This is a genomic window from Bacillus sp. FSL K6-0255, from assembly GCF_045040725.1.
Lineage (GTDB): Bacteria > Bacillota > Bacilli > Bacillales > Bacillaceae > Bacillus > Bacillus subtilis.
The window spans coordinates 1,442,238-1,465,931 of the sequence record NZ_CP150278.1 but is presented as its reverse complement, the minus strand read 5'-3'; the positions used below and the strand labels follow the sequence as shown (position 1 = coordinate 1,465,931).

At 41.3% G+C, this 23,694-nt stretch carries 27 protein-coding genes and 1 pseudogene; 2 read left to right on the top strand and 26 right to left on the bottom strand.

The genetic code is table 11. The annotated features are described in order from the left end of the window. Nucleotides 1-7: 7 nt before the first annotated feature. The 7 genes from MHB62_RS07680 to MHB62_RS07650 form a co-directional block, all read right to left on the bottom strand. A complete protein-coding gene (locus tag MHB62_RS07680; protein WP_032721485.1) occupies nt 8-1,765 on the bottom strand; it encodes an ABC transporter ATP-binding protein in 1,758 nt (585 codons plus the stop codon). A gap of 222 nt (nt 1,766-1,987) precedes the next feature. Continuing rightward, nucleotides 1,988-2,221 (bottom strand): molybdopterin converting factor subunit 1, encoded by a 234-nt coding sequence (gene moaD, locus MHB62_RS07675; RefSeq protein WP_014476678.1) that lies wholly within the window; start codon nt 2,219-2,221, stop codon nt 1,988-1,990. Beyond that, nucleotides 2,214-2,687: a molybdenum cofactor biosynthesis protein MoaE gene (locus tag MHB62_RS07670; protein ID WP_032721483.1), complete on the bottom strand. Its 474-nt coding sequence runs from the start codon at nt 2,685-2,687 to the stop codon at nt 2,214-2,216. The genes moaD and MHB62_RS07670 overlap by 8 nt, the downstream gene beginning before the upstream one ends. Next, the gene (gene mobB / locus MHB62_RS07665) at nt 2,687-3,208 is read right to left on the bottom strand and encodes a molybdopterin-guanine dinucleotide biosynthesis protein B (protein ID WP_003232370.1); all 522 of its coding nucleotides are present in this window, start codon (nt 3,206-3,208) and stop codon (nt 2,687-2,689) included. Before mobB ends, MHB62_RS07670 begins: the two co-directional genes overlap by 1 nt. Then, nucleotides 3,169-4,461 carry a gephyrin-like molybdotransferase Glp gene (glp, locus tag MHB62_RS07660; RefSeq protein ID WP_029317736.1) on the bottom strand — a complete coding sequence of 431 codons (1,293 nt, stop codon included), beginning with the start codon at nt 4,459-4,461 and terminating at the stop codon, nt 3,169-3,171. The genes mobB and glp overlap by 40 nt, the downstream gene beginning before the upstream one ends. A gap of 17 nt (nt 4,462-4,478) precedes the next feature. Continuing rightward, the gene (locus MHB62_RS07655) at nt 4,479-5,498 is read right to left on the bottom strand and encodes a molybdopterin-synthase adenylyltransferase MoeB (protein ID WP_032721477.1); all 1,020 of its coding nucleotides are present in this window, start codon (nt 5,496-5,498) and stop codon (nt 4,479-4,481) included. A 50-nt stretch (nt 5,499-5,548) separates the two neighbouring features. Continuing rightward, complete coding sequence (locus MHB62_RS07650; protein WP_014479670.1) at nt 5,549-6,148, bottom strand: molybdenum cofactor guanylyltransferase; 600 nt, start codon at nt 6,146-6,148, stop codon at nt 5,549-5,551. A 136-nt stretch (nt 6,149-6,284) separates the two neighbouring features. Between MHB62_RS07650 and cse15 the strand changes: the two genes are divergently transcribed. Beyond that, the gene (gene cse15 / locus MHB62_RS07645) at nt 6,285-7,250 is read left to right on the top strand and encodes a spore protein Cse15 (RefSeq protein ID WP_032721476.1); all 966 of its coding nucleotides are present in this window, start codon (nt 6,285-6,287) and stop codon (nt 7,248-7,250) included. A gap of 40 nt (nt 7,251-7,290) precedes the next feature. Here the strand turns inward: cse15 and rok are convergent, their stop codons facing one another. From rok to ahpA, 3 genes are all read right to left on the bottom strand, one after another. Next, on the bottom strand, nt 7,291-7,866 hold the full coding sequence (gene rok, locus MHB62_RS07640; protein ID WP_003232378.1) for a transcriptional regulator Rok: 576 nt from the start codon (nt 7,864-7,866) through the stop codon (nt 7,291-7,293). Nucleotides 7,867-8,331: 465 nt separating this feature from the next. Next, nucleotides 8,332-8,778 carry a thiol-disulfide oxidoreductase YkuV gene (gene ykuV / locus MHB62_RS07635; protein ID WP_015252187.1) on the bottom strand — a complete coding sequence of 149 codons (447 nt, stop codon included), beginning with the start codon at nt 8,776-8,778 and terminating at the stop codon, nt 8,332-8,334. A 71-nt stretch (nt 8,779-8,849) separates the two neighbouring features. After that, complete coding sequence (gene ahpA / locus MHB62_RS07630) at nt 8,850-9,392, bottom strand: biofilm-specific peroxidase AhpA (protein WP_003245371.1); 543 nt, start codon at nt 9,390-9,392, stop codon at nt 8,850-8,852. Nucleotides 9,393-9,628: 236 nt separating this feature from the next. Here ahpA and mscT point away from each other — a divergent pair, with 236 nt between their 5' ends. Further along, nucleotides 9,629-10,432, top strand: coding sequence for a small-conductance mechanosensitive channel protein MscT (gene mscT / locus MHB62_RS07625; RefSeq protein WP_003244994.1), 804 nt, complete (start codon nt 9,629-9,631; stop codon nt 10,430-10,432). A gap of 36 nt (nt 10,433-10,468) precedes the next feature. Here mscT and MHB62_RS07620 read toward each other — a convergent pair whose 3' ends face one another. From MHB62_RS07620 to fadH, 16 genes and pseudogenes are all read right to left on the bottom strand, one after another. Beyond that, nucleotides 10,469-10,714: a YkuS family protein gene (locus MHB62_RS07620; protein ID WP_003232382.1), complete on the bottom strand. Its 246-nt coding sequence runs from the start codon at nt 10,712-10,714 to the stop codon at nt 10,469-10,471. A 61-nt stretch (nt 10,715-10,775) separates the two neighbouring features. Beyond that, a complete protein-coding gene (locus tag MHB62_RS07615; protein WP_032721474.1) occupies nt 10,776-11,900 on the bottom strand; it encodes an N-acetyldiaminopimelate deacetylase in 1,125 nt (374 codons plus the stop codon). A gap of 69 nt (nt 11,901-11,969) precedes the next feature. Then, complete coding sequence (dapD, locus tag MHB62_RS07610; protein WP_003218680.1) at nt 11,970-12,680, bottom strand: 2,3,4,5-tetrahydropyridine-2,6-dicarboxylate N-acetyltransferase; 711 nt, start codon at nt 12,678-12,680, stop codon at nt 11,970-11,972. Nucleotides 12,681-12,784: 104 nt separating this feature from the next. Next, a complete protein-coding gene (locus MHB62_RS07605; RefSeq protein WP_032721472.1) occupies nt 12,785-13,240 on the bottom strand; it encodes a flavodoxin in 456 nt (151 codons plus the stop codon). A gap of 15 nt (nt 13,241-13,255) precedes the next feature. Next, nucleotides 13,256-14,149, bottom strand: coding sequence for a hypothetical protein (locus MHB62_RS07600; RefSeq protein WP_032721471.1), 894 nt, complete (start codon nt 14,147-14,149; stop codon nt 13,256-13,258). Beyond that, nucleotides 14,139-14,615 (bottom strand): flavodoxin, encoded by a 477-nt coding sequence (locus MHB62_RS07595; RefSeq protein ID WP_032721469.1) that lies wholly within the window; start codon nt 14,613-14,615, stop codon nt 14,139-14,141. Before MHB62_RS07595 ends, MHB62_RS07600 begins: the two co-directional genes overlap by 11 nt. A gap of 110 nt (nt 14,616-14,725) precedes the next feature. After that, nucleotides 14,726-15,607, bottom strand: a complete 882-nt coding sequence (ccpC, locus tag MHB62_RS07590; RefSeq protein ID WP_003232387.1) for a transcriptional regulator CcpC — start codon at nt 15,605-15,607, stop codon at nt 14,726-14,728. A gap of 146 nt (nt 15,608-15,753) precedes the next feature. After that, nucleotides 15,754-16,197: a cyclic-di-AMP-binding protein CbpB gene (cbpB, locus tag MHB62_RS07585; protein WP_003218674.1), complete on the bottom strand. Its 444-nt coding sequence runs from the start codon at nt 16,195-16,197 to the stop codon at nt 15,754-15,756. A 137-nt stretch (nt 16,198-16,334) separates the two neighbouring features. Next, nucleotides 16,335-16,532 (bottom strand): AbrB antirepressor AbbA, encoded by a 198-nt coding sequence (abbA, locus tag MHB62_RS07580; RefSeq protein WP_010886502.1) that lies wholly within the window; start codon nt 16,530-16,532, stop codon nt 16,335-16,337. A gap of 133 nt (nt 16,533-16,665) precedes the next feature. After that, on the bottom strand, nt 16,666-17,184 hold the full coding sequence (locus tag MHB62_RS07575; protein WP_003232389.1) for a ribonuclease H-like YkuK family protein: 519 nt from the start codon (nt 17,182-17,184) through the stop codon (nt 16,666-16,668). Between the two features lie 110 nt (nt 17,185-17,294). Continuing rightward, nucleotides 17,295-17,534: a YkuJ family protein gene (locus MHB62_RS07570; protein ID WP_003218671.1), complete on the bottom strand. Its 240-nt coding sequence runs from the start codon at nt 17,532-17,534 to the stop codon at nt 17,295-17,297. Nucleotides 17,535-18,182: 648 nt separating this feature from the next. Further along, on the bottom strand, nt 18,183-19,406 hold the full coding sequence (locus MHB62_RS07565; RefSeq protein ID WP_003232391.1) for an EAL-associated domain-containing protein: 1,224 nt from the start codon (nt 19,404-19,406) through the stop codon (nt 18,183-18,185). Between the two features lie 152 nt (nt 19,407-19,558). Further along, entirely contained in the window at nt 19,559-20,107 is a 549-nt protein-coding gene (locus tag MHB62_RS07560; RefSeq protein WP_032721465.1) for a hypothetical protein, read from the bottom strand. A gap of 95 nt (nt 20,108-20,202) precedes the next feature. Then, nucleotides 20,203-20,721, bottom strand: a complete 519-nt coding sequence (locus MHB62_RS07555; protein WP_250540596.1) for a hypothetical protein — start codon at nt 20,719-20,721, stop codon at nt 20,203-20,205. A gap of 72 nt (nt 20,722-20,793) precedes the next feature. Further along, nucleotides 20,794-22,518: pseudogene (locus MHB62_RS07550) on the bottom strand (glycoside hydrolase domain-containing protein); the annotation flags it as partial. A gap of 300 nt (nt 22,519-22,818) precedes the next feature. Further along, nucleotides 22,819-23,583 carry a 2,4-dienoyl-CoA reductase gene (gene fadH / locus MHB62_RS07545; protein ID WP_003232398.1) on the bottom strand — a complete coding sequence of 255 codons (765 nt, stop codon included), beginning with the start codon at nt 23,581-23,583 and terminating at the stop codon, nt 22,819-22,821. Nucleotides 23,584-23,694: the final 111 nt, after the last annotated feature.

Sequence of the window (23,694 nt, the reverse complement as noted above, 5' to 3'; positions counted from 1 at the left end):
CCCCTCCCTATCCGACCTCATGCGGCTCATTAATCATTTTGACATCACGGTATTGCAAATCGTAAATCTTTTTATAGTAGCCGCCTTTTTCAAGAAGCTCATGATGTGTTCCCCTTTCACGAATGCGTCCTTTATTAAAAACGAGAATTTCATCAGCGTGTTTCAGTGAAGAAATGCGGTGAGCGACGATAAAGGTTGTGCGGTTTTTCATGACTTCTTTTAAGGCAAGCTGTATGCTGTGCTCCGTTTGCATATCTACTGCGCTTGTGGCATCATCCAATATTAAAATGCTCGGGTTCAAGCAGATGGCTCTCGCAATGGCAATACGCTGTTTCTGCCCGCCGGAAAGCCCCATTCCCCTCTCTCCCAGCATGGTGTCATACCCATCAGGAAGCTCCATAATAAAGTTATGAGCCTGCGCCCTTTTTGCCGCTTCGATGACGTCTTCCATTGAGGCATCCGGCCGCCCATACGAAATATTTGATCTAATCGTAGATGAAAACAGGAAGGATTCTTGAAGTACGACCCCGATATTGGAGCGAAGGGTTTTTAACGAATAATCTGTGATGGGTTTGTGATCAATGGTAATCATTCCGCCAACAGGACTGTAAAATCTGGTGAGAAGCTGTGTCACTGAGCTTTTGCCTGAACCTGTCGGGCCCAACAGTCCGATTACCTTCCCGCTGTTTGCCTCAAAGCTTACATTGCACAGCGCGTTTGTTTGTTCTTTTCCGTATGCAAGAGAAACATTTTTGAAATGGACATCTCCGGTTAATTTTTGTTTATGCAAAGCATGAGGATGATCTGTAATGTCTTCTTCTTTTTCCAGAATGTCGAGCAGGCGTTCCCCTGACGCTTTTGCTTGAGAGAACATATTGATGACAAAACCTAAGTTCATAATGGGCCACATCATATAATTGACAAGGCTGAAGAAAGCAACAAACTCGCCGGGATTGAGCTGATTTTGCATAACCAAGTAACCGCCGTATGAGAGAAGAGCTACAATACAAATGTTACCAATGAACTCCATTAAAGGGAAATACGCAGACCAAATGGATGATGTTTGTAAATACTGCGCCCTGTATTCTGCATTGGCTTTATTGAAAGTGCTGATCTGAAAATCTTCCCTGGAAAGAGATTTAACCGTATTAATGCCGCTGATATTTTCCTGAACTTTTGTATTGAGTTTCGCAAACGATTTGCGGATGTCTCTGAAGGCGGGATGGACTCTTTTGTCAAACCGGTATACCGCAACCGCGAGAAATGGCAGAACAGCTATTGTCACAAGCGTGAGAGGAACAGAATAGTAAAACATAACCGACAGGCTGATGGCTACCAGCAGGCCGAAGCGAATGAGCTCAGCGAGACCGTATGATAAGAAAAAACGAAGCCCTTCAACATCAGCAGTCAGCCTGGACATCAAATCTCCTGTTTTCGCGTTATCATAGTAAGAAAAAGAAAGCCGCTGCAGTTTTTCATACAGACCATTTCTCAGCCGATAAACGGATTTGATCCCGAACATATCACCTAAATACTGATGAAAAAAGGTAGCCGTTCCTTTCAAAACCATTACCGCAATAAATCCTAAGCTGACCCACGCCGCAAGCTGATACTGCCGTCCCAACACGATCTCATCAATCGTTATTTGCAGGATAATCGGATAAATGACAGTAATTGCAGTCATCAAAAGCATGGCTAGAAGCGACCACATAAACACTTTTCTGTACGGCCAATAATACATTTTTAATCTTTTAAATGTCTCCATATCCAGCACCTTTCCAACATTTATCATCTTTACTATATCGATACCCGAAATAAATTTCTATTATTTTTCGAAATTTCAGTCTAATTATGGAGTGAGTCTCTTACTTTATAGGGAGTAACATATGTAGAATAAACGCTTACAGAAAATCATTGTATGCTGGGGATACTTGGGGATATGCCAATGAAATACAGAAAACCGGACGGCTGAAATGCCGTCCGGTTTTCATCCCCCGCTGACCGGCGGTATGATGGCTACCGTGTCACCCGAAGATACAGAGGTATTTTCTTTTACATAGCTTTCGTTAACGGCAATCATAGCCGTATCAATAGATTCAAGACCGTATTGTTCTTTTAGACTCGCTTTTATTTCATCTGTGGTTGCTTGTTCCACATCTATTTCTATCGCTTGTGTACCGGCCTGTTCAGCCAGTCCTGCAAATAAAAGAATTTTAATCATGCTGCTCTCCCTCGCTTAGGTCTGGTTTTCCGTTCGGATAAGCTGTTGTTTCTAGCTGGTCGCCGATCCATTGCTCACCGTCTTCCCAAATTTCTTTTTTCCAAATCGGCACAATCTGTTTAATGCGTTCAATCGCATACTCATTGGCTTCATATGCGGCTTTTCGATGGGGAGAAGATACAGCAATCACTACCGCTGCTTCACCGATATCGAGCACACCTATACGGTGCGTGATCGCAACAGAGGCACCTTCCCATTTTTCTTCGATTTCAGCGCCGATTTGAGCAAACATTTGCACGGCCATCGGTTCATACGCCTCGTATTCAAGCCGAACCGTTCTTTTTCCGTTTGTCCATTCCCGAACCGTACCAATAAATGTCGTAATGGCTCCTGCTTCCCGTTTCTCCACTTTTTTAATGATGTCTTCAGTATTAATGGGTGTTTTCGTAATCTCAAACCGTTCCATTATGCAGATTCCCCCTTCAGCTGTGAAAGCACAAAATCCACGGCAACCGGATCATCCGCATGAAAAACGGGTAATCCCTGATGCTCTGTCATATGCTCTTTTTTTCTATAGATGATGGCGATTATATTTACTGCTTGCAGCGCTTCCAGATCTTCCTTTTCACTTAGGATAACCACTTTAGGATAAGGGGCTTTTTTAAAGCCTTCAATCAGAAGACAGTCTGTTTCGAGAAATTGGTATAACTCGATCAGCCGTGCCAAATCCCAATTGCGGCGGGCAGTCAGCTGTAACACACCAGCACCTTCTACCGCTGTTACATCAGCACCTGCCGCCTTGTAACGGTCCGTGTCTTTTCCTTCCGTGAGCGTTTGCGGTTCACCGCCGTGACCATGGTGCTTCAGGCAGCCCAAATGGACTCCCTGTTCAGAGGCTTTTTCAAGAATGCGCTCAATAAACGTTGTTTTCCCGCTGTTTTGAAATCCTACAACTTGGACGATCGGGAAAGGACGGACCAAGGCCATTCACTTCCATTCTCTTCTCTGATGAGCAGCACTTGAACCGTTCTGCCAGATTCGTAGCCTCGCGTGCCGCCCGGCAGGATAATAAATGCATTGGCATCTGCAAGTGATGTGACAGAGCTCGACTTATCTAAGCCAACGGGTGTCGCCAACAGCTTCCCTTCCTGATGGTGCACGAGCGCACGAACAAATCGGGTAAATGGGTTCGGCTTCGGAAAATCCTTGGTCAAAACAGCTTCCGCACAAATTGAATGCGGTGTTTCATTGAGCAGCCATGTCTGGATTATCGGTTTGACAAACAGTTCAAAACCGACATAGCATGCCGACGGATTACCTGAAAGGCCAAACAGCAGCATATCGTTTGCATGCGCCACCGTTGTCACGCTGCCCGGGCGCATGGCAACTTTATTAAACAGCACGTCCGCTCCGAGTTTTTCATAGATCGCAGGCAAAAAGTCAAAGTCACCGACTGACACACCGCCAGTTGTGATCAGGAAATCCACTTTTTTCATCGCTTCTTTAACTGCAGCAAAGCTTTTATCCAGTTCATCAGAGATTTTCCCTAAATAAAGCGGTGTTGCGCCTGCTTCTATCGCTTGCGCATATACCATACTCGCATTGCTGTTGCGGATTTTTCCCGGTTCCAGCGGATCACTGACATTCAGCAATTCGGTACCGGTTGCGATAATCCCGACTACAGGCTTTCTCACGACAGGCACAGATGCGTATCCGAATGTTGCCAAAAGAGCCGTCACTCCTGGTGTCACCCGGGTGCCCTTTGTCAGTAAAACACTCCCTTTTTGAGCGTCCTCACCTGTTTTTGAAATATTATCCCCCGTCTGAAAGCGGCGTTTTAAAGACATAAATGACTTCCCATTCTCCTCAAAGGTTTGAGTCAATTCAATCATGACGACTGCATCTGCCCCTTCAGGGATTTGCGCGCCAGTCATAATCCGCACGGCCTGAAACGGGCCAAGTTCTTTTTCAGATACTGCTCCTGCTCCAATATGGTCAATAACTTCAAACCGAACTGGGTTTTCACGTGAAGCTTCTGCCGTATCGCACGCTCTGACAGCAAAACCATCGTATGGCGAACGGTCAAACGCAGGGACGTGGTGATCCGCAGTTATATCTTCGGCTAAAAACCGATGAAGGCTGTCTTCAAGCGCCACCCATTCTGTTTCACCTTGTTTTTGAAAATGGCAGACACGCCGAACTGCCTCGTCTACCGGTATCGGTGTTCTTTTCTCCAGCATTCTGACCCCTCCTGTTGTTACAGTCCAATCACTCTTGCCAACACGGAGTTGGCTTCTTTCACATCATTTGTTCCATGCACCAGTGCCCGTCCGTCATTGAAAATGACAATTCTGAAATCCTCGTAAAAAATATGCAGCAAAAACGCATTAGCCTCGACCTTGCCGATTGTTTTCAGCCGCTTAATGAGCTCCTGTTTCGGGATTCTTTTTAATGATTCTGACCTTACCTGCACTGTATCACGGCCGCATAGTACAGCAGCTTTTGGTGTGTTCCAATCCTGAAGATAAGGATATACCGCATTTGCTCCGCAAGATGGGCATTCCTCATGGCGTACATGATTAACGTTAATCTTCATATGCGAATTGTTCCAGACATCAAATGTCACAAAACCCCGCTGTATTGCTTCTATTTGGCCGGTTAACAGCTTAAATGCCTCAGCCTGCTGATATGCTGAAACGATATGCACAGCAGGCGGAATAATACCGGCAGTATCACACGTCGCCCCGCCAACAGGAATTTGCTCAAACAAACAAGACAGACAAGGGGTTTCTCCGGGAATGACAGTCATGAACATTCCCTGGCTGCTTACACAGGCGCCATAGACCCAAGGTGTCTTTGTTTTCTGGGCAAGATCGTTTATCAGCATGCGGGTTTCAAAATTATCTGTCGCGTCAATCACGACATCTGCTTTTTCAATCAGCGGCTCAAGCGTTTCGGCTGTTCCTTCGGTAACATACGCCTCAATATGTATCTCGCTGTTAATCGCTGATAGATGCTCTTTGGCAGCCATGGCTTTCGGCATGCGGAGTTTGGCATCGCTTTCTGTATAAAGCTGCTGCCTTTGAAGATTGCTCCACTCCACATAGTCACGGTCAATAATGGTAATAGTACCGACTCCCGCTCTCGAAAGCCCTTCAGCTCCTGCAGTGCCGAGCGCTCCCGCTCCGACAATCAGCACATGGCTGTCTGCCAGTCTTTTCTGGCCCTCTTCCCCAATTTGCTTAAATCTGATTTGCCGTGAATAACGTTCCTCCATCAAACCTGTTCTCCTTATCTTTTATGTCATCTTATCATGTTATTGCCCCGTCAGTCCCGCTTGAGGGAGTTCGATTTTTCTTCCAAACAGCTAAAATCATCACGTGTATTAATGTTGATAAACTCTGCCGGGTTTGCTCCGATATTTTCAGCCTGTACGTAACAAACCGAAATTCTGCCTAATAAATCTGATATTCTCAACCTCTTCTCAGAAAGCTGATCGTATAGAACTGGCATGATACGTTTGTGGTAAATCGCAATCAATGGCTGCACTTGTCCGTCTGAAATTGGGACTACCGCGTCCGCACCGGCAGTCATCAGACGTTTGAGCTCCAGCATCGTCCTTCTTTGTATCAGCGGTGTGTCACAGGAAAGAACAGTATAAAGATCACCGTCTGTCTTTTTAAAAGCGGTATATATACCAGCCAATGGCCCCATGCCTTGAAATGGCTCAGCATCTTGATACACTTCATTTTCACCGTTTTCTTGAAATCTATCAATAAATTCGGGACGGCTGATGATAACCGTTTGTTCTCCAAGTGCCTCTTTAGCGCATTCGTAAAGCATCCTGCCCTTCCATTTGACAAACGCCTTCGGTTCTCCAAATCGCCGCGAGGCTCCCCCTGCCAGCAGTACGTTTACATGCTTCATATCATCTCACCTCTAGTTTCGTTAAAAGCATAGCAAAAGCAAAGGCTCAACGCTACTGCTTGTCTGTTTATTAAAGAGGAATAGCTGTTCAGTATTTGCATATTGTAGTGTTAACATCATGAGGGAGATGGTTCGAATGAAAAGATCAGGTCCTTTTTTCCACGACGTGTCTCAGGAGAACCTTTATTTAAAATCCGAGCTTTCAAGGTGCCATAAGCTGATTGCTGAACTTGAAGCAAGCTACTTCCATCAGAAAAATAACAAACTGCTCAAAGAAAATACCGATATGAAAGAAAAACTCCAGCAGCTGTCTGCCGAATTAACACATATGTCAACAAAAGAAAAACATGCCTCCCACACCAGCCAAACCCTGCACCAAATAAGAGCGGAACTGCTTGATAAAATCGTTGTTTTGCAGGAGCTTCTATCTGCTGAAACCTATAAACGCAGAGCCGAAATCGAAGAAAAACATAAACTTCATATTGCTAAAGTCAAAATCGAAGAAGAAAATAAAAATCTTCATAAACGGATCAGCGAACTTCAAGCCTCGATTGAGCAGGAACAAAATGCACTGCTTCAGGCAAAACAGCAAGCCGAATTGATAAAAACCGAAAACGGGCGTCTAAAAGAGCAAATGGTAGAAAAAGAATATCAGCTAAAACATATTAAAATAGAAGTTGATCATATGAAAGATCGAATCATAGAAACGAAAGAAAGACTGCTAGACATAGAAAAAACGAAAGAAAAATTATTTCACGAAACTATTATATCGTATAAACGGCAGCTTGATGAAAGCGATGCCTGGATTGCTTCTCATTTTGCCGATATTGATGGCGGCACGAAACAAAAAGAAAAAACGGAAGAAGAAGCTCCAGCGGTCTACGCGCAGCCAAATCATGTAGAGACTATCCTTGAAGATGTCACCAAACAGATACATGTGCTTCAAAAACAGCTTGCCCACGCCCAATCATCAGACCAGGTCAAGAGCCATACAATCGAAGAGTTGAAAAACAGAGCCGCTGAAGAAAAGCCTTATCAAAAGTGGGTGTATAAGCTTAATCTTGAAAAAGAAAACAAACCTTCACAGAAAAAACCTCAATAAAAAAACTGCTTGAGCGATGCCAAGCAGTTTTTCTTTATATTTATTCATTTGCTGATTCTGCAGATTCGATTTCACCCTCTAAAATGTACTGCCCGCGATATGGCTTTTTCACTTCCGGGTACATTTTAATTAAGCTTTGCATAAATGTTGTCATATTAGGGATTTCAAGACCGCTTTCTTTTTCAATCTCTTTTTGAAGCTCCGAGCTCTTAATCGCCGCGTTGTGGCGTTTTAATGTTTTAATAGCAGCTTCACGCAGCTTAGCTGCTTTTGATCCCGGTCTTGCCGTTCCTCTTCTTCTTCGTGTTGTTCCGTCTGGTATACCGGCAGGAAGAGAGGAAATAGATTGAAGCTGAGGCTGAACAGACTGCTGCTGTGATTGCGGCTGATAGCTTCTGATTTCCTGAGCCGCAAGCTCAGCGAGAACCGGCAGAGAGTCAGGTTTTTTTTCAGAACGGAAATCCTTTTTGATTTCGGAAGGGCTTCCATTTCTGTCCAGCTCTCTTAATTTTGCGTATATTTTATCACGTTCAATTTGATATTCACGAATGACTTTCACTTCAGCTTCATTTAATTGTTCTAACCGCAAGCGCAAAGCTTCTCTTTCATTAAACATTCCTCAATGTACCCCCTATCAAAATTAACATCTTTAATTAAGATATTAGATTACAAAAGTAATTTTATCAACTATTATTTTAGCATTTTACTATTATATTTACTCTATGAAAAATTCCTTATTTTCTGAAAATGTTTTATTTTTCAAAAGAGTCCTTTATTCTCAAGGGATTAAGGGGCTTTCTAGTTTATTTGGTATAATGTTGAAAATATATATTTTACTTACTTCTTTAAAGAAATTTAGTGTAATATCTACAATTTTCGAGTTATGAGATATGAGATTTATCTAAAATTGAGGAAAAACATCAAAAATTAGCTGTGTTTTCTAGCGTATCAATCAAACAAACCATCAATTCCTATACCCAAATTTGGAAAAATAAGCTTCTTACTCTTCTTCCATTGCTTTTTGCACAAATAAAAAACCTGATGTGATCAGGTTTTTAGGAAATACTATTTAGTCAGATACCTATTCCGTTTCAGCCAGAACGCGGTTCACACGTTTTTCAAGCATTTTCATACCGCTCCCGCCGGCTTGGAAGTGACGGAGCTGTCCTGTTTTATCAAACACATAATACGCAGGTACGTATTCATTTTCAAATGCATCGGTTAAAGCATGGTCACTGTCAACAAAAATCGGCTGAGTGATATCGTGTTCAGCGGCTGTTTCTTTAATTTTACCAAGGTCAAGATCATCTTCGGAACGGGGCATATGCACAGCTACAACATTCAGTTGATCTTGATATTTATCACGAAATTCATTCACTTGCGGCATCGCTTCTTTGCACAAGTGGCAGCTGATGGACCAGAAATGAATAAGCGTCGGCTTTTCCCCAATCAATTGCTCTCTCGTCACTTCACCATTTAACCAAGCTTTTTCTCCCGTCAATTCCGGCATGGGCTGACGTAATTTCATTGCTTTTTCCCTCCTATTTTAAAAGAGAGGCCTAACGAATATGCTAGACCGCTTTTCGTTCTTGGAAAGAATTAAAGTGTTTTTTGGCCTGGTTTCCAGTTAGCCGGACAGAGTCCGCCAGTTTGCAGCGCCTGGAGAACACGAAGCGTTTCATCAACATCACGCCCAATGTTGTTATGGAAAACAGTTTGATATTGAAGCTCCCCTTCAGGATTAATAATAAACAATCCGCGCAAAGCCACACCTTCTTCTTCGATTAAAACGCCATATTCCCGGGATACCTCATGGTTTGTATCAGCAGCAAGCGGGTATTTCAGCTGGCCAAGACCGTTTTCTTTGCGGTCTGTATTGATCCAAGCTAAATGAGTATGGATGGTATCAGTTGAAACCCCGATGACTTCTGCATCAAGATCTTCGAACTCGTCATAGCGGTCAGACATTGCTGTAATTTCTGTCGGACAAACAAAAGTGAAGTCCATTGGATAGAAGAATAGCACTGTCCATTTGTCATTTTTCATGTTTTCCTCAAGACTTACTTTGCCGAATTCTTTGCTTGCAAGGACTGCTTCCATTTCAAAACGAGGAGCTTGTTTACCTACCATACGTTCTGCCATATGTATCCCTCCAATTTATTGTTTGGCTTTAAGGTCAAAATCGCATGAAAATAAAGGGTGATTAACCATTTTTAGTTATATTGCAATGCCATTATATAAAAGTAGATTTCCTGAGTCAATTTTTAACAAATCATGTATGTCTTTGGCTTCGACATTTTTAAATAAAACGTTTAACATGGTCATGTACAGGGTAACTAGCCTCAATGTGCAGCAATCAATTAGAAAAGGAGCTCAACATGGACTTTATTAAACAATATGATTGGGCGGGACTGATTACAAATGCCGGTGTTCTGCTCATTAAACTCGCCATTATGATATTGCTCTATTTTATCGTTCGATCATTAGGCATGAAAATCATTAAACATCTGTTTGCAAAATTCGAGGAGCAGAATAGCTTGTCTATCGGACGTGCACATACGCTCCGAAGCCTGACTCTTAACATATTTGCTTATACTTTGATTTTTATATTCTTCGTCATGGTTCTAGATTTGTTTCATTATGATCCAAGCGCTCTTTTAGCGGGGGCAGGAATCGTCGGCCTGGCTGTCGGATTTGGCGCCCAAGGGCTTGTCAGTGACATCGTGACAGGTTTTTTTATTTTGCTTGAGAAACAATTGGATGTCGGAGACTATATTACCGTTTCCACCTTTGACGGAATTGTCGAGCAGGTTGGCTTAAGAACAACTCAAATCCGCAGCTTTGACGGAACATTGCATTACATCCCCAACCGAAACATCACAAACGTGAGCAATCATTCTCGTGGTACCATGCAGGCTCTTGTTGACATTAAAGTGCCGGCTGAAAGAAATATTGATGAAATGATTCATATTTTACAGCAGGTTTGTGATGAGACGGCAGCGGCTCTTCCACAAATAAAAGAAGGCCCAAATGTCATCGGGATTCAAGAACTGGGGACTTCTGAAATTGTAATCAGGGTCATTGCCAAAACAGAAAATATGGAACAGTGGCGAGTCGAACGAGTGTTGAGAAAAGAAATAAAGAACGCGTTCGACCGCGCTTTCCCTAAAGAAACAGAATAAATAAAAGAACCGAAGCTTTTTGCTTCGGTTTTTATATTACTGAATTCTGCTTTCAACTTCGCTGCAAATTTCTTCAGCCGTCATCCCGGAAGCTGTAATGACAGGTGCTTGTGTTACCGTATCGGCTATCCCTTGCACATTATTATCAAGACCTGTTACGACACAGCAGTCACAGCCTTGAGCATCAGCAGGGCTTTTCATCATTACAACGTCATATCCTTTTTCTTTTAAAGCAGCTTCTACATCTGATAACGATTGTTCAATTCCAATTTTTTTAGCCATTTTTGAACACCTCCGTTTACTAGAGTGCTCATTTTATGGAATTTTATTCTTTCATTTGTGCTTAATTGGCATAAACAGAAAAATAACCTGTCATGACATGAACCGCTGTTTCTATCGCATTTTCATCGGGATTCAGCTTAGCATGATGAAGCCCATGTTCAGAATCAGCGCCGAGCCAGAACATGAAGCCGGGATATTTTTTCAGCATATAGCCAAAATCCTCCCCAGTCATTGCTTCTTTTGCTTCAATTACTGTCGCCAGTTGATGTTCAGCAACAAAAGACATAAACTCTTCTGTTAATCCGCTCGTATTGTAAACTTGGTGATATACAGACGGATATGTCACTTTTCCTTTGCAGCGGAATCCGATTTCGATTCCTTTCACCACATCTTCAATCCGTTCCTTTACTTGTTTCATCGATTCTTCAGAAAGCGTGCGGATCGTGCCTTCCAGGTGGGCCGTTTCCGCAATGATATTTTGTGCCGAGCCTCCGGTAATGGTACCAACTGTAATAACAGCACTGTCTAGCGGATCTGTGTTTCTAGAGATAATCGTTTGCAGCTGGGTGACAAGTGTACTTGCCGCTACAACCATATCCTCAGCCAAATGCGGATATGCCGCATGTCCCCCTTTGCCTTCCAGATCGATGACTAGCTCTGATGTATTCGCAAATAGAAGGCCGCTTTTTGTCGCAATGGTGCCTACCGGAAGCTCTGGAGCAATATGAAGCGCAGTGATGAAATCAGGCTGCCACTTTTTTAATACATCGCTCTCAAGCATTGGTCCCGCACCGCCAGGCCCTTCCTCTGCCGGCTGAAACAGAAAAAGCAAATCATGTTTGACTGGGTGGTGAACAAAATGATCAATAATGCCGAGTGCAATCGTCATATGCAAATCGTGACCGCAGGCGTGCATGTTGCCGTGATGCTCTGATGCGAATGGAAGACCAGTTTGCTCTTCTATAGAAAGCGCATCGATATCCGCTCTGTACGCCAGCATTTTTTCCGGCGCCGTCCCGTTCACTTTTACAAAAAGCCCTGTTCGCCATTTCTCAATTTCAATTCTGTCTTGCGGATATTGTTCCAAGACATTTAATAAATACTGCTGGGTTTTGAACTCCTGAAATCCAAGCTCCGGTATACGATGCAGATCTCTGCGAATTGCGATGAGCTCCTCTTTCTTCATTTCTATTCCTCCTGCCTATACGAATAAGGCGTGGATATATTATCCACGCCTTTTTTATCAAACTTTTCCTTACAGCTGGCGTAATTCCTGCTTGATTTCAGTTTTGCCTTTTGTTTTTTCATCAATGTCTTTGATTTTTTTAGCTGGTGTGCCTGCAACGACAGTGTATGGCTCAACGTCGTTTACCACGATCGCTCCCGCAGCAACAACAGCTCCTTTACCTACTGTTACACCTTCAAGCACAACAGCATTTGCGCCGATTACGACGTCGTCTTCAATCACAACCGGTTTAGCGGATGGCGGCTCAATAACGCCCGCAAGTACAGAACCCGCGCCGATATGGCAGTTTTTTCCGACAGTAGCTCGTCCGCCAAGCACAACGTTCATATCAATCATTGTGCCTTCGCCGATGACTGAACCGATATTAATAGAAGCACCCATCATGATGACTGCGTTATCACCGATTTCAACTTGGTCGCGGATGATCGCGCCCGGCTCGATACGCGCTTTGATGTTTTTTAGATCAAGCATTGGGATCGCAGAATTGCGGCGGTCATTTTCAACCACATAGTCTTCGATTTTGCTTTGGTTTTCTTCGATTGCTGTTTGGATTTCGCTCCACTCACCGAAAACGACACCAGTGTTTCCGTTGATAAAAGCTTTCGCAGATTCGCCGAAATTGATTCCTTCCAGCTCACCTTTCACGTAAACCTTTACAGGTGTTGATTTTGTACTATTTTGAATAAATGAAATAATTTCATTTGCGTCCATCATTTTCATATGTATAGTCCTCCTCCTGATTTTCTACCTCATTACTGTATCAAAGGAAAGATACAAAGACAAGAAAAAAAGGAACAGCCGTTTTAGCAGTTCCCAGTGAGTGATCAGACAGCGCACCCGCTTTTCTTTGCGAATTGTCTCCCGAAGTTTATTAATTCTTCCTCTTCTTCACCTTCTGGATTATTTTCGATTTTTACCGAAGGCAGCACAATGTCTCCACCGCGTTCTTTTATTTTTGCCTCTAGCGTATCAACCGCTCCGCAGAAAAATTCATATGCTGTATCACCGGAACCGAATACAGCGCATGTTTTGCCGGAAAAATCAATCTCATCCATGTCTTCAGCCAGATCTAAAAATTCATCAGGCAGATCTCCGTCTCCCCACGTATAGGTTCCCATTATGATATGGTCATAATCGGTAAACAGCTGGGCATCATCAATATCCATTGCTTCGAAACGGTCTACTTCTGCTTCCGCCTCCTGTAGCCCCTTTTCAATCAAATCTGCCATTGCTTCAGTGTTGCCTGACATTGTTGCATAAACGAGCAAAATCTTCGCCAATTCCTTGTTCCTCCTCTAATGAATCATTGCTGAAACTTCGTACGGCTGGACAAATTTACATTCATACAAGCCTGCGCAAAAGAAATTCTCTTTCTGATTGGCCACTCTCCATCCATGTCCCTTAATGGTATCGAACCATTTTAACGACCGGGCTTCGAGATCAGCCTGGTAAATTCTCGAAAAACCGTTTTCATCTTGTGTTGTAGTGACATATATAATGCCATCATCCTCTGAAAGATCAAGAAATGATTCTTCATTTCTGATCATACTGGATTGTATGATGAATTCTTCACCATTCAAAAGATTCCTTACAGTGACAGCACCGTGCTTTCCTTTCACAGAACCCATCGCCGCCACCAGCCAATTTTCATTGAACACGAGCATGGATGCCGTCATCCGGTTTTTTTCTTTTTTGACAACTTGGACAGTGTCACGCTTAATGTCGTAAGCCCAAATGCCGCCAAAATATTCGTGTATTTGCGTGCCGATAAAAAGATTGCCCCCGTGAAGGCATAAAGACCGGATAACAGGGGGATTATGAAATTCGGCAAAAGGTTTGGCTACGCGCCATGAGACACCAAAATCATCTGATACATAAATACAATGCTTACCGTGGGCGCAGACAAACCCGTTGTTTCTGCCGGTAATCGCCCACACTGTTGCATTTGTCGGAAAGCTCGACATCGTCCAGGTTTTCCCTTCATCAGCCGAACGAATGACTGTTCCCTTTTCACCAACGCCAAATAAGTAAGGCCCTATGTAGCTGATACAGTGTATCTTACTTTTCAAACGAAAAAGCTTTCTCCAGCCCTGCTCCAAAGAATAATGAAAAATGCCTTCTCCTTGTACCGCCACAAAATATCCAGAAAACGCCGATGCCGTAACAGCAGTTGCCCCTTTATGAAACATGGCTTTTTTCCTTGTTCATATAATCTGCCCATGCAAGAAAACCTCTCGCAAACGCTCGGCAGCTTTCCACATCTTCATCTGTTTCAGGCGCTAATTCAATTTTTAGTGTTTCCTGGTAAACAGCAGCTCCCGCCTCTTGCAGCATGGCATTGAACAAATTCACCGCTTCGCAAAACTTTGGATAAGAATAATCGCCAGACCCGAAGCAGGCTGTTTTTAAACCATTAAGCTGAAGCTGTTTGACCTCTTCGAAAAAATCCTCCGCTTCGTAGGGCAAATCGCCGTCCCCCCATGTATAGGTGCCAATCAGTACATAATCATAGGAGGTTAAACAAGACACATCCACATCATCTATCTCGACACAATCGATATCCAACTCATATTCCTGAAGCATATCTTTTATTATGAAGGCAATGTCTTCTGTATTTCCTGACATGCTGGCATATGTAATCAAGGCTTTAGCCATGTTATCACCCCATTAATTGATAATGATTTTCAATATCATATGTATCACTTTAAATGATAATGATTTTCATTGTCAACAGATAAATAAAAAAAGACAGCACCTCGCTGTCTTTAAAATGGATTTTCTTGATCCAGCATATCCTTTATCACTTGTACAAAAGCTTGGACTTGTTTCAGTTCAAAGGCAGGCTCATAGCCTAATAACCATGTATCCCGACCGATCGGATGCCCTTTCATGTCTAAAAGAGGCATTTTATTCACTTTATCTTCATTTTGAAGGGTAACAGACGGCAAAATGGCATACCCGATTCCGTGCAGCGCCATCTGTTTGCACGTTTCAATCTGATCAACCAATATCGTCTGTTTCGGTGACGTTTTAAATTTTTGATGCCACCAGTGCTGAATTTCCTGAAAATAAGTGCTGTCACTTTTAAACTGGATAAACGGCCGTTCTGTATGGGCAATATCTTCGATGCAGGAAATTTCAGTATCCACTAAATACAGATGATCTGTCATTAAGTAATCTTTGCGCCCCTTCCACTCAGGGTTGCCTCTTATAATGCCGATATGAACCTGATCCTCATACAAGCTTTTCAGCATTTCGCTGCTCCACCCGGTTATGAGCGAGATCTTTGCATTCGGATACTTTTCCACATACGTCTTCAGGACTTTAGGGAGCCAATGCTGACCGATTATGGAGGCGACGGCAAGCTTCAATGTGCCGTGAATTTCACCTTCAAGCTCGTCAATATTTTCTCTTATTCTTTCCTGCTCTAATGTCACATCATTCGCAAACTGAATGATTTTCTCACCGGCGGGCGTTACCGTTAATCCTTTTTGGGATCTTAAAAAGATTTTTGTTCCCCACGCCTTTTCAATGGTTTGTAAGCGCTGAGATAAAGCCGGCTGAGATACAAAAAGCCGTTCTGCCGCCTTTCTCATATTTAATTCCTCAGCTAAAACTACGAGCATATGAAGCTCTTGAAGCTGCATGTCGTCCTCCTTTTTGTTATCAATAAGTTTTTCTTATCTCCCATTCTAATAAAATCTTAGTTTCTTATTCAAGCCCTATTCTCGTTTAAATTATGTATGCGCTTTCTTTTTCACTCTGGCTATATAATAAAAATAGGCCGTACAGCCTACTTATTCAACGAGCGTATATGCTTATTCAATTCCTTTAAAACGACTCTTCTCGTAAAAATCCCTTCAAATACCTGCTCGTCATTTTCAACACAGACAAATCCGTTATTAATGACCATGCCGAATCCCTTCATAATCGGATCATTGATATGAAGGCGCGGAATGTCGGTCAGCATGACTTCCTCAACAGTGATTTGGTCAAGCTTTTCAAACTCAATTCGCTCAAGTCCAAAAATACTGTTCATGATCATATTTGTCCCGATTAAGCCATGTAAACGGTAGGAAGGATCCAGAACCGGGATGGCTGTGTATCCGGTTTTTGTCAATACTAATAATGCGTGCTCAAGGTTATTTCCGACTTGCACGTGCGCTACTTTGTCCGCCTCAATCATAAATTGTCCGACTGTTGCCTCAAGAAGTTGATCTGATTGTAAGCTTATCATGTTTTCGACCCCTTTTCATTTTCATCATCAATACATTCCCTATATTGCAATAATATAAACTTTATCAGTATTTGTCGAAAAGTTTCCTTTCAATAAAAAAGATACTCTTTGTGGAGTATCAATTATAGGGTGTCCCATTAATTTTCAAATCGAAATCGGTCGTATAGCGTTACAAGTTTTTTGTAGGTGGTTCCGTCAACGTTTTTGGTCCCTGTCTCTATATCGTTGATCTCACTGCTTAATAGCTCGATGGCATACTCATGGTTGATCAGGATATTCAGCAGAAGTTTTTGTTCTTCTTCTGTAAATCGTTCACCGATAAGACTCATTCGCAATCAGGCCCCCTGTTTTATACTGAATACCTCTGAAAGCAAGACAACTTACTTTCAGCTCTACCGCTAGAATAAGTAATCAGATAACAAACGTCAACCGCATAATTCGACATTTACCTTGACTTTTTCAGCCAAATTATTTTGTGAAACGATTTGCATAGCTGAAGGCAGTGTATGAATCCGGCTTTATTTTGGCCTCAATCCCCATGGAGGTAATACGTCCAGTCATTTCTTGGATCAGATCTTTTGTAAGCCCTTTTTTCCCAATATCCAAGTGAACTTCAAAGGTAAGATCCGCCCCCTCACCGGTAAAGGGCAGGAGCAGATCGGTAATATCCATTAAGTGTCCATCAAGAATATGAGCGGCCGTTTCTTGGCTGTACGCCGTTTCTAACGAAATCTTCTCCCGAAGGCTATGTATGGGTCTGTCGACTGTATGATTTTTCAAGCAGCCCCAAGCTCCCTTGCCTGTACGATGCAAATGCAATGCGGTAATAAACTTTGTGTAGTCGCGGTAAACCTGTGAATCGGTTCCGATCGATAACACATAAGAAGAACGGGGGTCCTTTTGAACAAAGGCTTTAAGCCGTTCCATCACATCTTGAAAGGTCATCTGTGCTTCTGAAAGATTATAAAACAGAAAAGAATCAGCCATCACGACACTCCTTTTCAAGGATTTACAACCATGAAACAAGTATGTTCCTTACCGTTTATTTCGATTACTTTTGCAAAGGTGGAAGCTTGTTTCCCCCTATTTCAGGAATCTTACTGAAGAAGTTCAAAGATTTCGATGGAAACCATGTCGATATTATCAAACGGATATGTGTTAGGTTTTTCACCTTTTTGGAAAACCGTCAGTTCAAACGTTTGATTTTTTTCGAAATATTTAACACTGCATATTTTCTCACCATTCACTTCGAAATAGCGCTGCATTGGCTCGTTAGCCGCTTCCGCTGTTTCTTGCAGACTTTGCAGCCGTGTGATGATACCCATTAATTGTGACATTCTAAAAAAAGACTCCTTTCAAAAAGCAACTTCAAATCAACAAGTATTTATTATAATACAAGTTCTATTGAGCATCATACCATAAAGTCGGACAGGATGGCATTTTCACTGCTGAATTTAAGTAAAGAAAAAAAGTGAAAAAAACTATTTTTCTTTAGTTTGAGGCTTTTTTTTTAATGTCATGCACACAATTATAATTTTTTTCGAATCTTTGGCAACATTAAGAATGCCTTTTTGCAACGTTGTCAAAACCTTCTTTTGAATTTTCTGGTGAAGTCCCGCGTGGCCATAATCAATGGGAGTCATGCTGGATAGAGGTAAACAACAGAACTGAAATAAACATTTCAGAACGAATTTTCCTCCTCACCCGTGCAGCAGTGTCAAGGGTGTTCGGCACTGAATGTTTCTCCCCGTGTTAAACGTTTACCACTAGTTAGGTTTATTGTTTCATTGGATTGTCCTATGCTTTGACAAATAAAAAACTTGGCGGGGGTAGCGCCAAGTTTTTTCGGATCTTGATCTGATAGAGGGGTTGGGGAACAGAGAGTAGCTTCTCTCTATAATTAAATGATAATGATTCTCAGTATCAATGTCAATCGTTTTTTGATATTTTTTTCAATTCATAAAAAAAAAACGGCCTTTCAGCCGTTAAATCAGTCCGTCCTGCTCATATAAATAAGAATAAGGCAAGTCTATAAATAAATACATCTGATCATCCATCGGATATGAAAACGTTCTGATCATTTCACCTGTTTCCAAATCACTGTACAGATCACTGAAAAAACCTTTTCTGAGATTTCTCATTCTCATAATGTTCTCCAGAAAATAAGGGCGCCAGCTCCAGTTCTTTTCCGCATATTCCGGCTGATAAATCCATTCTCCATCTTGCTTAAACACATTTCCCGTCAGCTGATCGCCTTCTTCATCACACATGTAAATCCTGAAGCTGCAATCTGTCAGCTCTTCCGCCAGCTTTTTAATAAAGTCATCATCAGAAGACAGGTTGTTTTTTCTCAAAGAGGTCACAGCCTGATGCACTCGTTTGTAAAACTGTTCAGAGTGCTCATAGACGGTCTCCAGTTTCTTTTTCTCATGTGTGATAAATTGGTGAAATTCAGTTTTAAGTCTTTGTTTCAATACATCTCTCTCTAGAAACGTTTCAGATGGAGACACCAAGTAATAGCCCTGAAAATAACGGCCTCCGTTTCTCCAGGCGTACTGTAGCTGGAAGTTCGCCTCAATGTCTTCATACAATAGCGCCGCACCGATTTTTCTTGCTAATAAAGATATGCTGTACAGCACATGCTCATATGACGGTGACGGCTGTGACACTTTCAGCGCCTGCAAATCGATTTTTAACAGATCTGGTGAGAGCAGCGCGATTCTGTCCAAGTTGCTGCTTTCTTTTCCGATGTTGTCAACTGCGATTTTAATTCCGTATGTACGATAGTATGCAAGCATATGGTAGAGCTGCTCAATATCCCCTTCAAAATTGTGCTCTGTAATTTCAAGAACAAAACGGTGGAGTTCGATTCCCTTCGCTTCATATTCTTTCAGAAGCTCCAGAAAGCTTTCACCATGATCCAGCATCAGCAGATTGGCATCCTGATTCATAAAAATCAGCAGATCAGAATCCGCCTCTAAAAAGCGGTCAAGAGCCTGGCGGATAATTCTGTTATCAACCTCTAGTTTATATTCTTCGGGTATCCCCGCATCTAAAAAGAAGGGCCCGAGACTTTGGATTTCTGAATCTGCCAAAATTCGTCCAAGCACCTCATATCCGACAACCTTCTGCTCCTCGGCACTAAAAATCGCCTGGTAATATGGAAGGACATCATCAATGTTCGTTAAAATATCAAGTGGATCCAACATGTTATCACCTGCTTCTCTATCTTTGTCTGATTATACGCACAATTATAACTACACCACAAATTTCAAAAAAATCATAGTATGGAAAAGTAGGTCGTATGGAGTATGTTAAAAGAAGAGGAAAATTTTTTTGAGATTATCAATCTACATACTGGTTAATTAAGAATTTTATTCATTTGTTTCACAATAACCAAGACAAATACAAAAATAACAGCATTATAACTAGCAGCTGTCCAAAAGTAAAGATTCCAGTCAGTGCCTTTATACATCCAATCATCATCATGTTTCATATTATAGAAAGTTCCTTTTTTATCGTAAGTGCCAAATGTAAGAGTTGTTAAACCGGCGACACTCTTTGAAACGTCAACTCCATACATTGAACCGACATTGTCAGTATAGTTTATTTTCATATACGTGTAATCAGATAAAACTTTTTCTACCCGCTTGGTTGGCAGAGACACATATAATACAGCTGACGTATCTCCTCCGGGCCCAGACAAATACTCTCTAGCTTTAATAAATTTTGTTTCATCAGGAAAATCTATGTGGTATAGTTTTTCAAATCTTATTATTTCATTAGAAGTAAGATTTGTATTTTGATAATACTCTGGGGAAAAAGCACAAATAATAAAGTACCAAACATTAAAGATGATAACTAAACTGCTTAAAAATAATACAACTAACTTTTTTAACAATTTCTTCAATGAATCACTCCTTAATCTTTAAAAATTATATCATAAATTTAAATAGAAAATAAAACAAGCGAACGACCAGTTTTAACGTTCGCTTGTTTTGCAGTTTATTCAGATATCATTTTTTTCTCAATAACATCTCTAAATGCTTGTGCTGTTATTTTTCCAATCTCTTCACTATAATCCTCAACATCAAAAGCACGTTTAAAGGCTAACCTAATTGGAACAACAACTGGGTCAAGGTTTGTATTTAAATAATACTCTGCTTCAGAGCAAATTTTGTCTAACGAACCATCAAATCTATTATTTACAAATTGAGTGAACCTATTCATACAGTCATTATTACTATAATAATCTCTAATTGCGATATTTAGAGGTTGTGCATTAGCACCAACTGATGTTTTATTCGCTAGATTAATTGCATCTACATCACTAAATAAATCATCTAGGCTAAATTGATACATATTACCTATTATTTTCATAGCCGCATCATAAGGCGAATTAAATTCTTGAGCGTGTAATTTCATGTCCTGTATTGTTGTTAATAGATCTCCAGTCCAACCAGCAAAATCTCGTAGTGTTTGAGAGTAACCACCACTATAAATAATGGCATTATAAGTTGCCATAAGATGCTGCGTTCCTATGACAGTTTTTGATATAGGATCAACAATTCCATTTACTAGGTCTTCCCCTAGCGCTTTATCTGCCCATTCACGATAAATAGGATCAATCTGGCCTGCGGTAGGGACCCACTTCCACCCTTTGTAGTCATCCTTTCTTAAATACTGGGCAACCAACTCATTAGCTAATTGTGTTTTTTCTACCCCATTATTTAAGTCGCTTTGCATTTGAGCATATTTTTCAGCAGTTTCATATAAAATATCAATTTGATCAAAGAACTTCTTATTCTCTGAAGACACTATATTTATGGTATTAACTCCATTATCCAAACCTGAACAAATATCATTATCAATTTCAATCATTCCAGAACCATTTCCAACAGTAATTGTTGAAATTTGGTCAAACGCCCAATTGTAAGGCAAAGGATATCCTAAGTTTCCGCTAAAGCCAGTAGACATACCACTTACAAAACTTGCAAATGCTAAACCTTTTTTAGAAACTATAGTACATACATTCCTAGGGGCATAAATACCAATTTTGTAAGTTGAACCTAAAAAACCGTTCATTATTTCATTTATACCTTCGAAGTGTGGAATAATATTGTTGTTTAAATCGTTACCATATGCATCATAATCTACTGCAAAGTATATTACAGTGTTATTTTTAAACCCGTATTCTTTTGCTGCTTTATAAGCAGCAAACGCATCTTTCTTTCCTTGTTCTTTATTAAAATAATTTGTTGCTCCCCCATAGGTTTGATAAATCGGAAAAACATTTAAACCTGATTTTAAGATTGTTTCTAATTCACCTGGTTGTATTTTTTTATTTAGTGTACTCCCCGGCGCATTTGTTAGATACCGCCCTACAATCTTATAACCTGCCCTCTTAAGGGACTCCGCCCTGTCCGATGTAATTTGAGTAATTGAGTCACAAGCAACTCCTTTTCGATTGGGGTCTCCAGTACTTACTAGAAGTGAAGCCCATGTTTGAAAGTCGGCAGTACCACTCTGTTGTAATTTTGCAAAAGACTGAAAAGCCTTTACTTTTGATCTTACAGATTCAGAGTATACTCCATCAAAAGGAACATTGTAGCCATTAAAGATTAGAGCAGCTTGAAATAAATGAATAAAACTGTTTTTTTCATCTGTTTCTCCAATTCTTAATACAGGAATCAATCTTTGAGTAGTTGGTCCAAAATTCCCATTAGCTATACTATCACTTAACCCTTCCTCGTACTGTATTGCATAAACAAGAGACTTTTGAGTATCCCTTGAATACAGGCCATCACAGGGCATAAAGTAGAAATTCTCTCTATTGTAATATTTATTATTTAGCCATTGCTGTATTGAACGAACTTTCTCTGACGCCCCATTTAAAAGGATATAAGAGTCCATGTTTAATAAAGCTTTAAACACCTTAGGCGTTACTACACCGTCTGTTTTAGAAAGCCCCATATGCAATTGCATTTCTGCTATCGCCTCTTTCGTTCCCTGACCAAATGTACCCGTTAATCCACCTGGACCATAACCTTTACAATAAAGAGCACCTTGAATAATTTTCACAATATTTTTTTTTGAATTAGTTGACGTAGAAATCGGGCCTAATTCTTTAAGCTTTCTTAAAGTTGTAGGACCAAAACTGTCGGAAGTCTGTGTAATTCCCAATTCTAGTTGTAATGCTCTAGTTAATGCATACATTGTTTTCCAGCCAGTTTTCCCATTTTCCTCAATGGAATTGTAGCCACTTTTTCCTTTGTACGTATCATTGAGCCATTCCTGAGTTAATAATACCATCTCGTCCATTATATTACCTTCCTCCCAATCTGATGTAACCTTGAAACCTTTCATTCTTATAATTTCTCTTTTTAGTTAACGAAGTAATTATATGAATGTTTTATTTGAAATCTAAGTTCTTCATATTTCGTCTCCCCTTTTAAAATATACCTTTCATATATTAGGTGGCTTACGTATGACACAACACCTCATAAACAAATAAAGCTCTATGTGTTATCAAATTGGATAGGAAGAAGGTTAATTGTGGAGGTATTACATTCGAACATAAAAGTTCTTAATAACTTAAATATTCACTTATAAATATTCAGATTAAAACGGATAAGGATTCAGCCATTGCCCTCCGTCCATTGTGATACAATCCCCGTTTATATAGGATGCTTCATCAGAAAGCAAAAACGCTGCCAAAGCGGCGATTTCCTCCGGTGTGCCCAATCGGCCGAGCGGCACACTGTTCATCGTGCGGGCCATCGCTTTTTCCGATTCAAATAGCTTCTCCGCACCGCCTGTTCGTTCAATCGGTCCGGGGGCTATCGCGTTTGTACGAATGCCGTATTTGCTCCCCCATTCAACGGCCAGCGTTCTTGTCAATGACAATACCCCCGCTTTGGCTGCAGCGGAATGAACGACCCCCGCTCCCGCTCCCCAAGCGTACGTGGCTGCCATATTTAAAATGACACCCTGCTGCTTCTGGTCAATCCAATGCCTTGCCGCTGCTTGGCTGCAAAAAAATGTGCCGTTTAAAACAATCTCAATAACGGCTTTCCATCCATTGGGCGTCAGCTTTTCTGCCGGACAAATAAAGTTTCCGGCCGCGTTGTTAATCAGCGCGTCAAGCCGGCCAAAGGCTTTTACCGCTTCTTTAATCATGTCTGAAGCGGCGGAATCGGAACGGACATCCATTTGAAAACAAGCGACCTGTCCCTCAAAGGTCTGAATTTCTTTTTTTGTTTCCTCAAGTGCCTCATGGTTCCTCCCTGTCACCATAACGTGCCACCCTAATTCAGCCTGTTTTTTTGCCATCGCTTTTCCCATGCCGCTTGACCCGCCGGTAATAATTACCGCCTTTTTTTCCATGTTTATCCCTCCAATTGTGAATGAGTATTCATTCAATAATATTCTATCATTATATCCCTGCCTCTGTCAGCACATGCTCATATGAGATTTTTATCAGATACAGATGATATA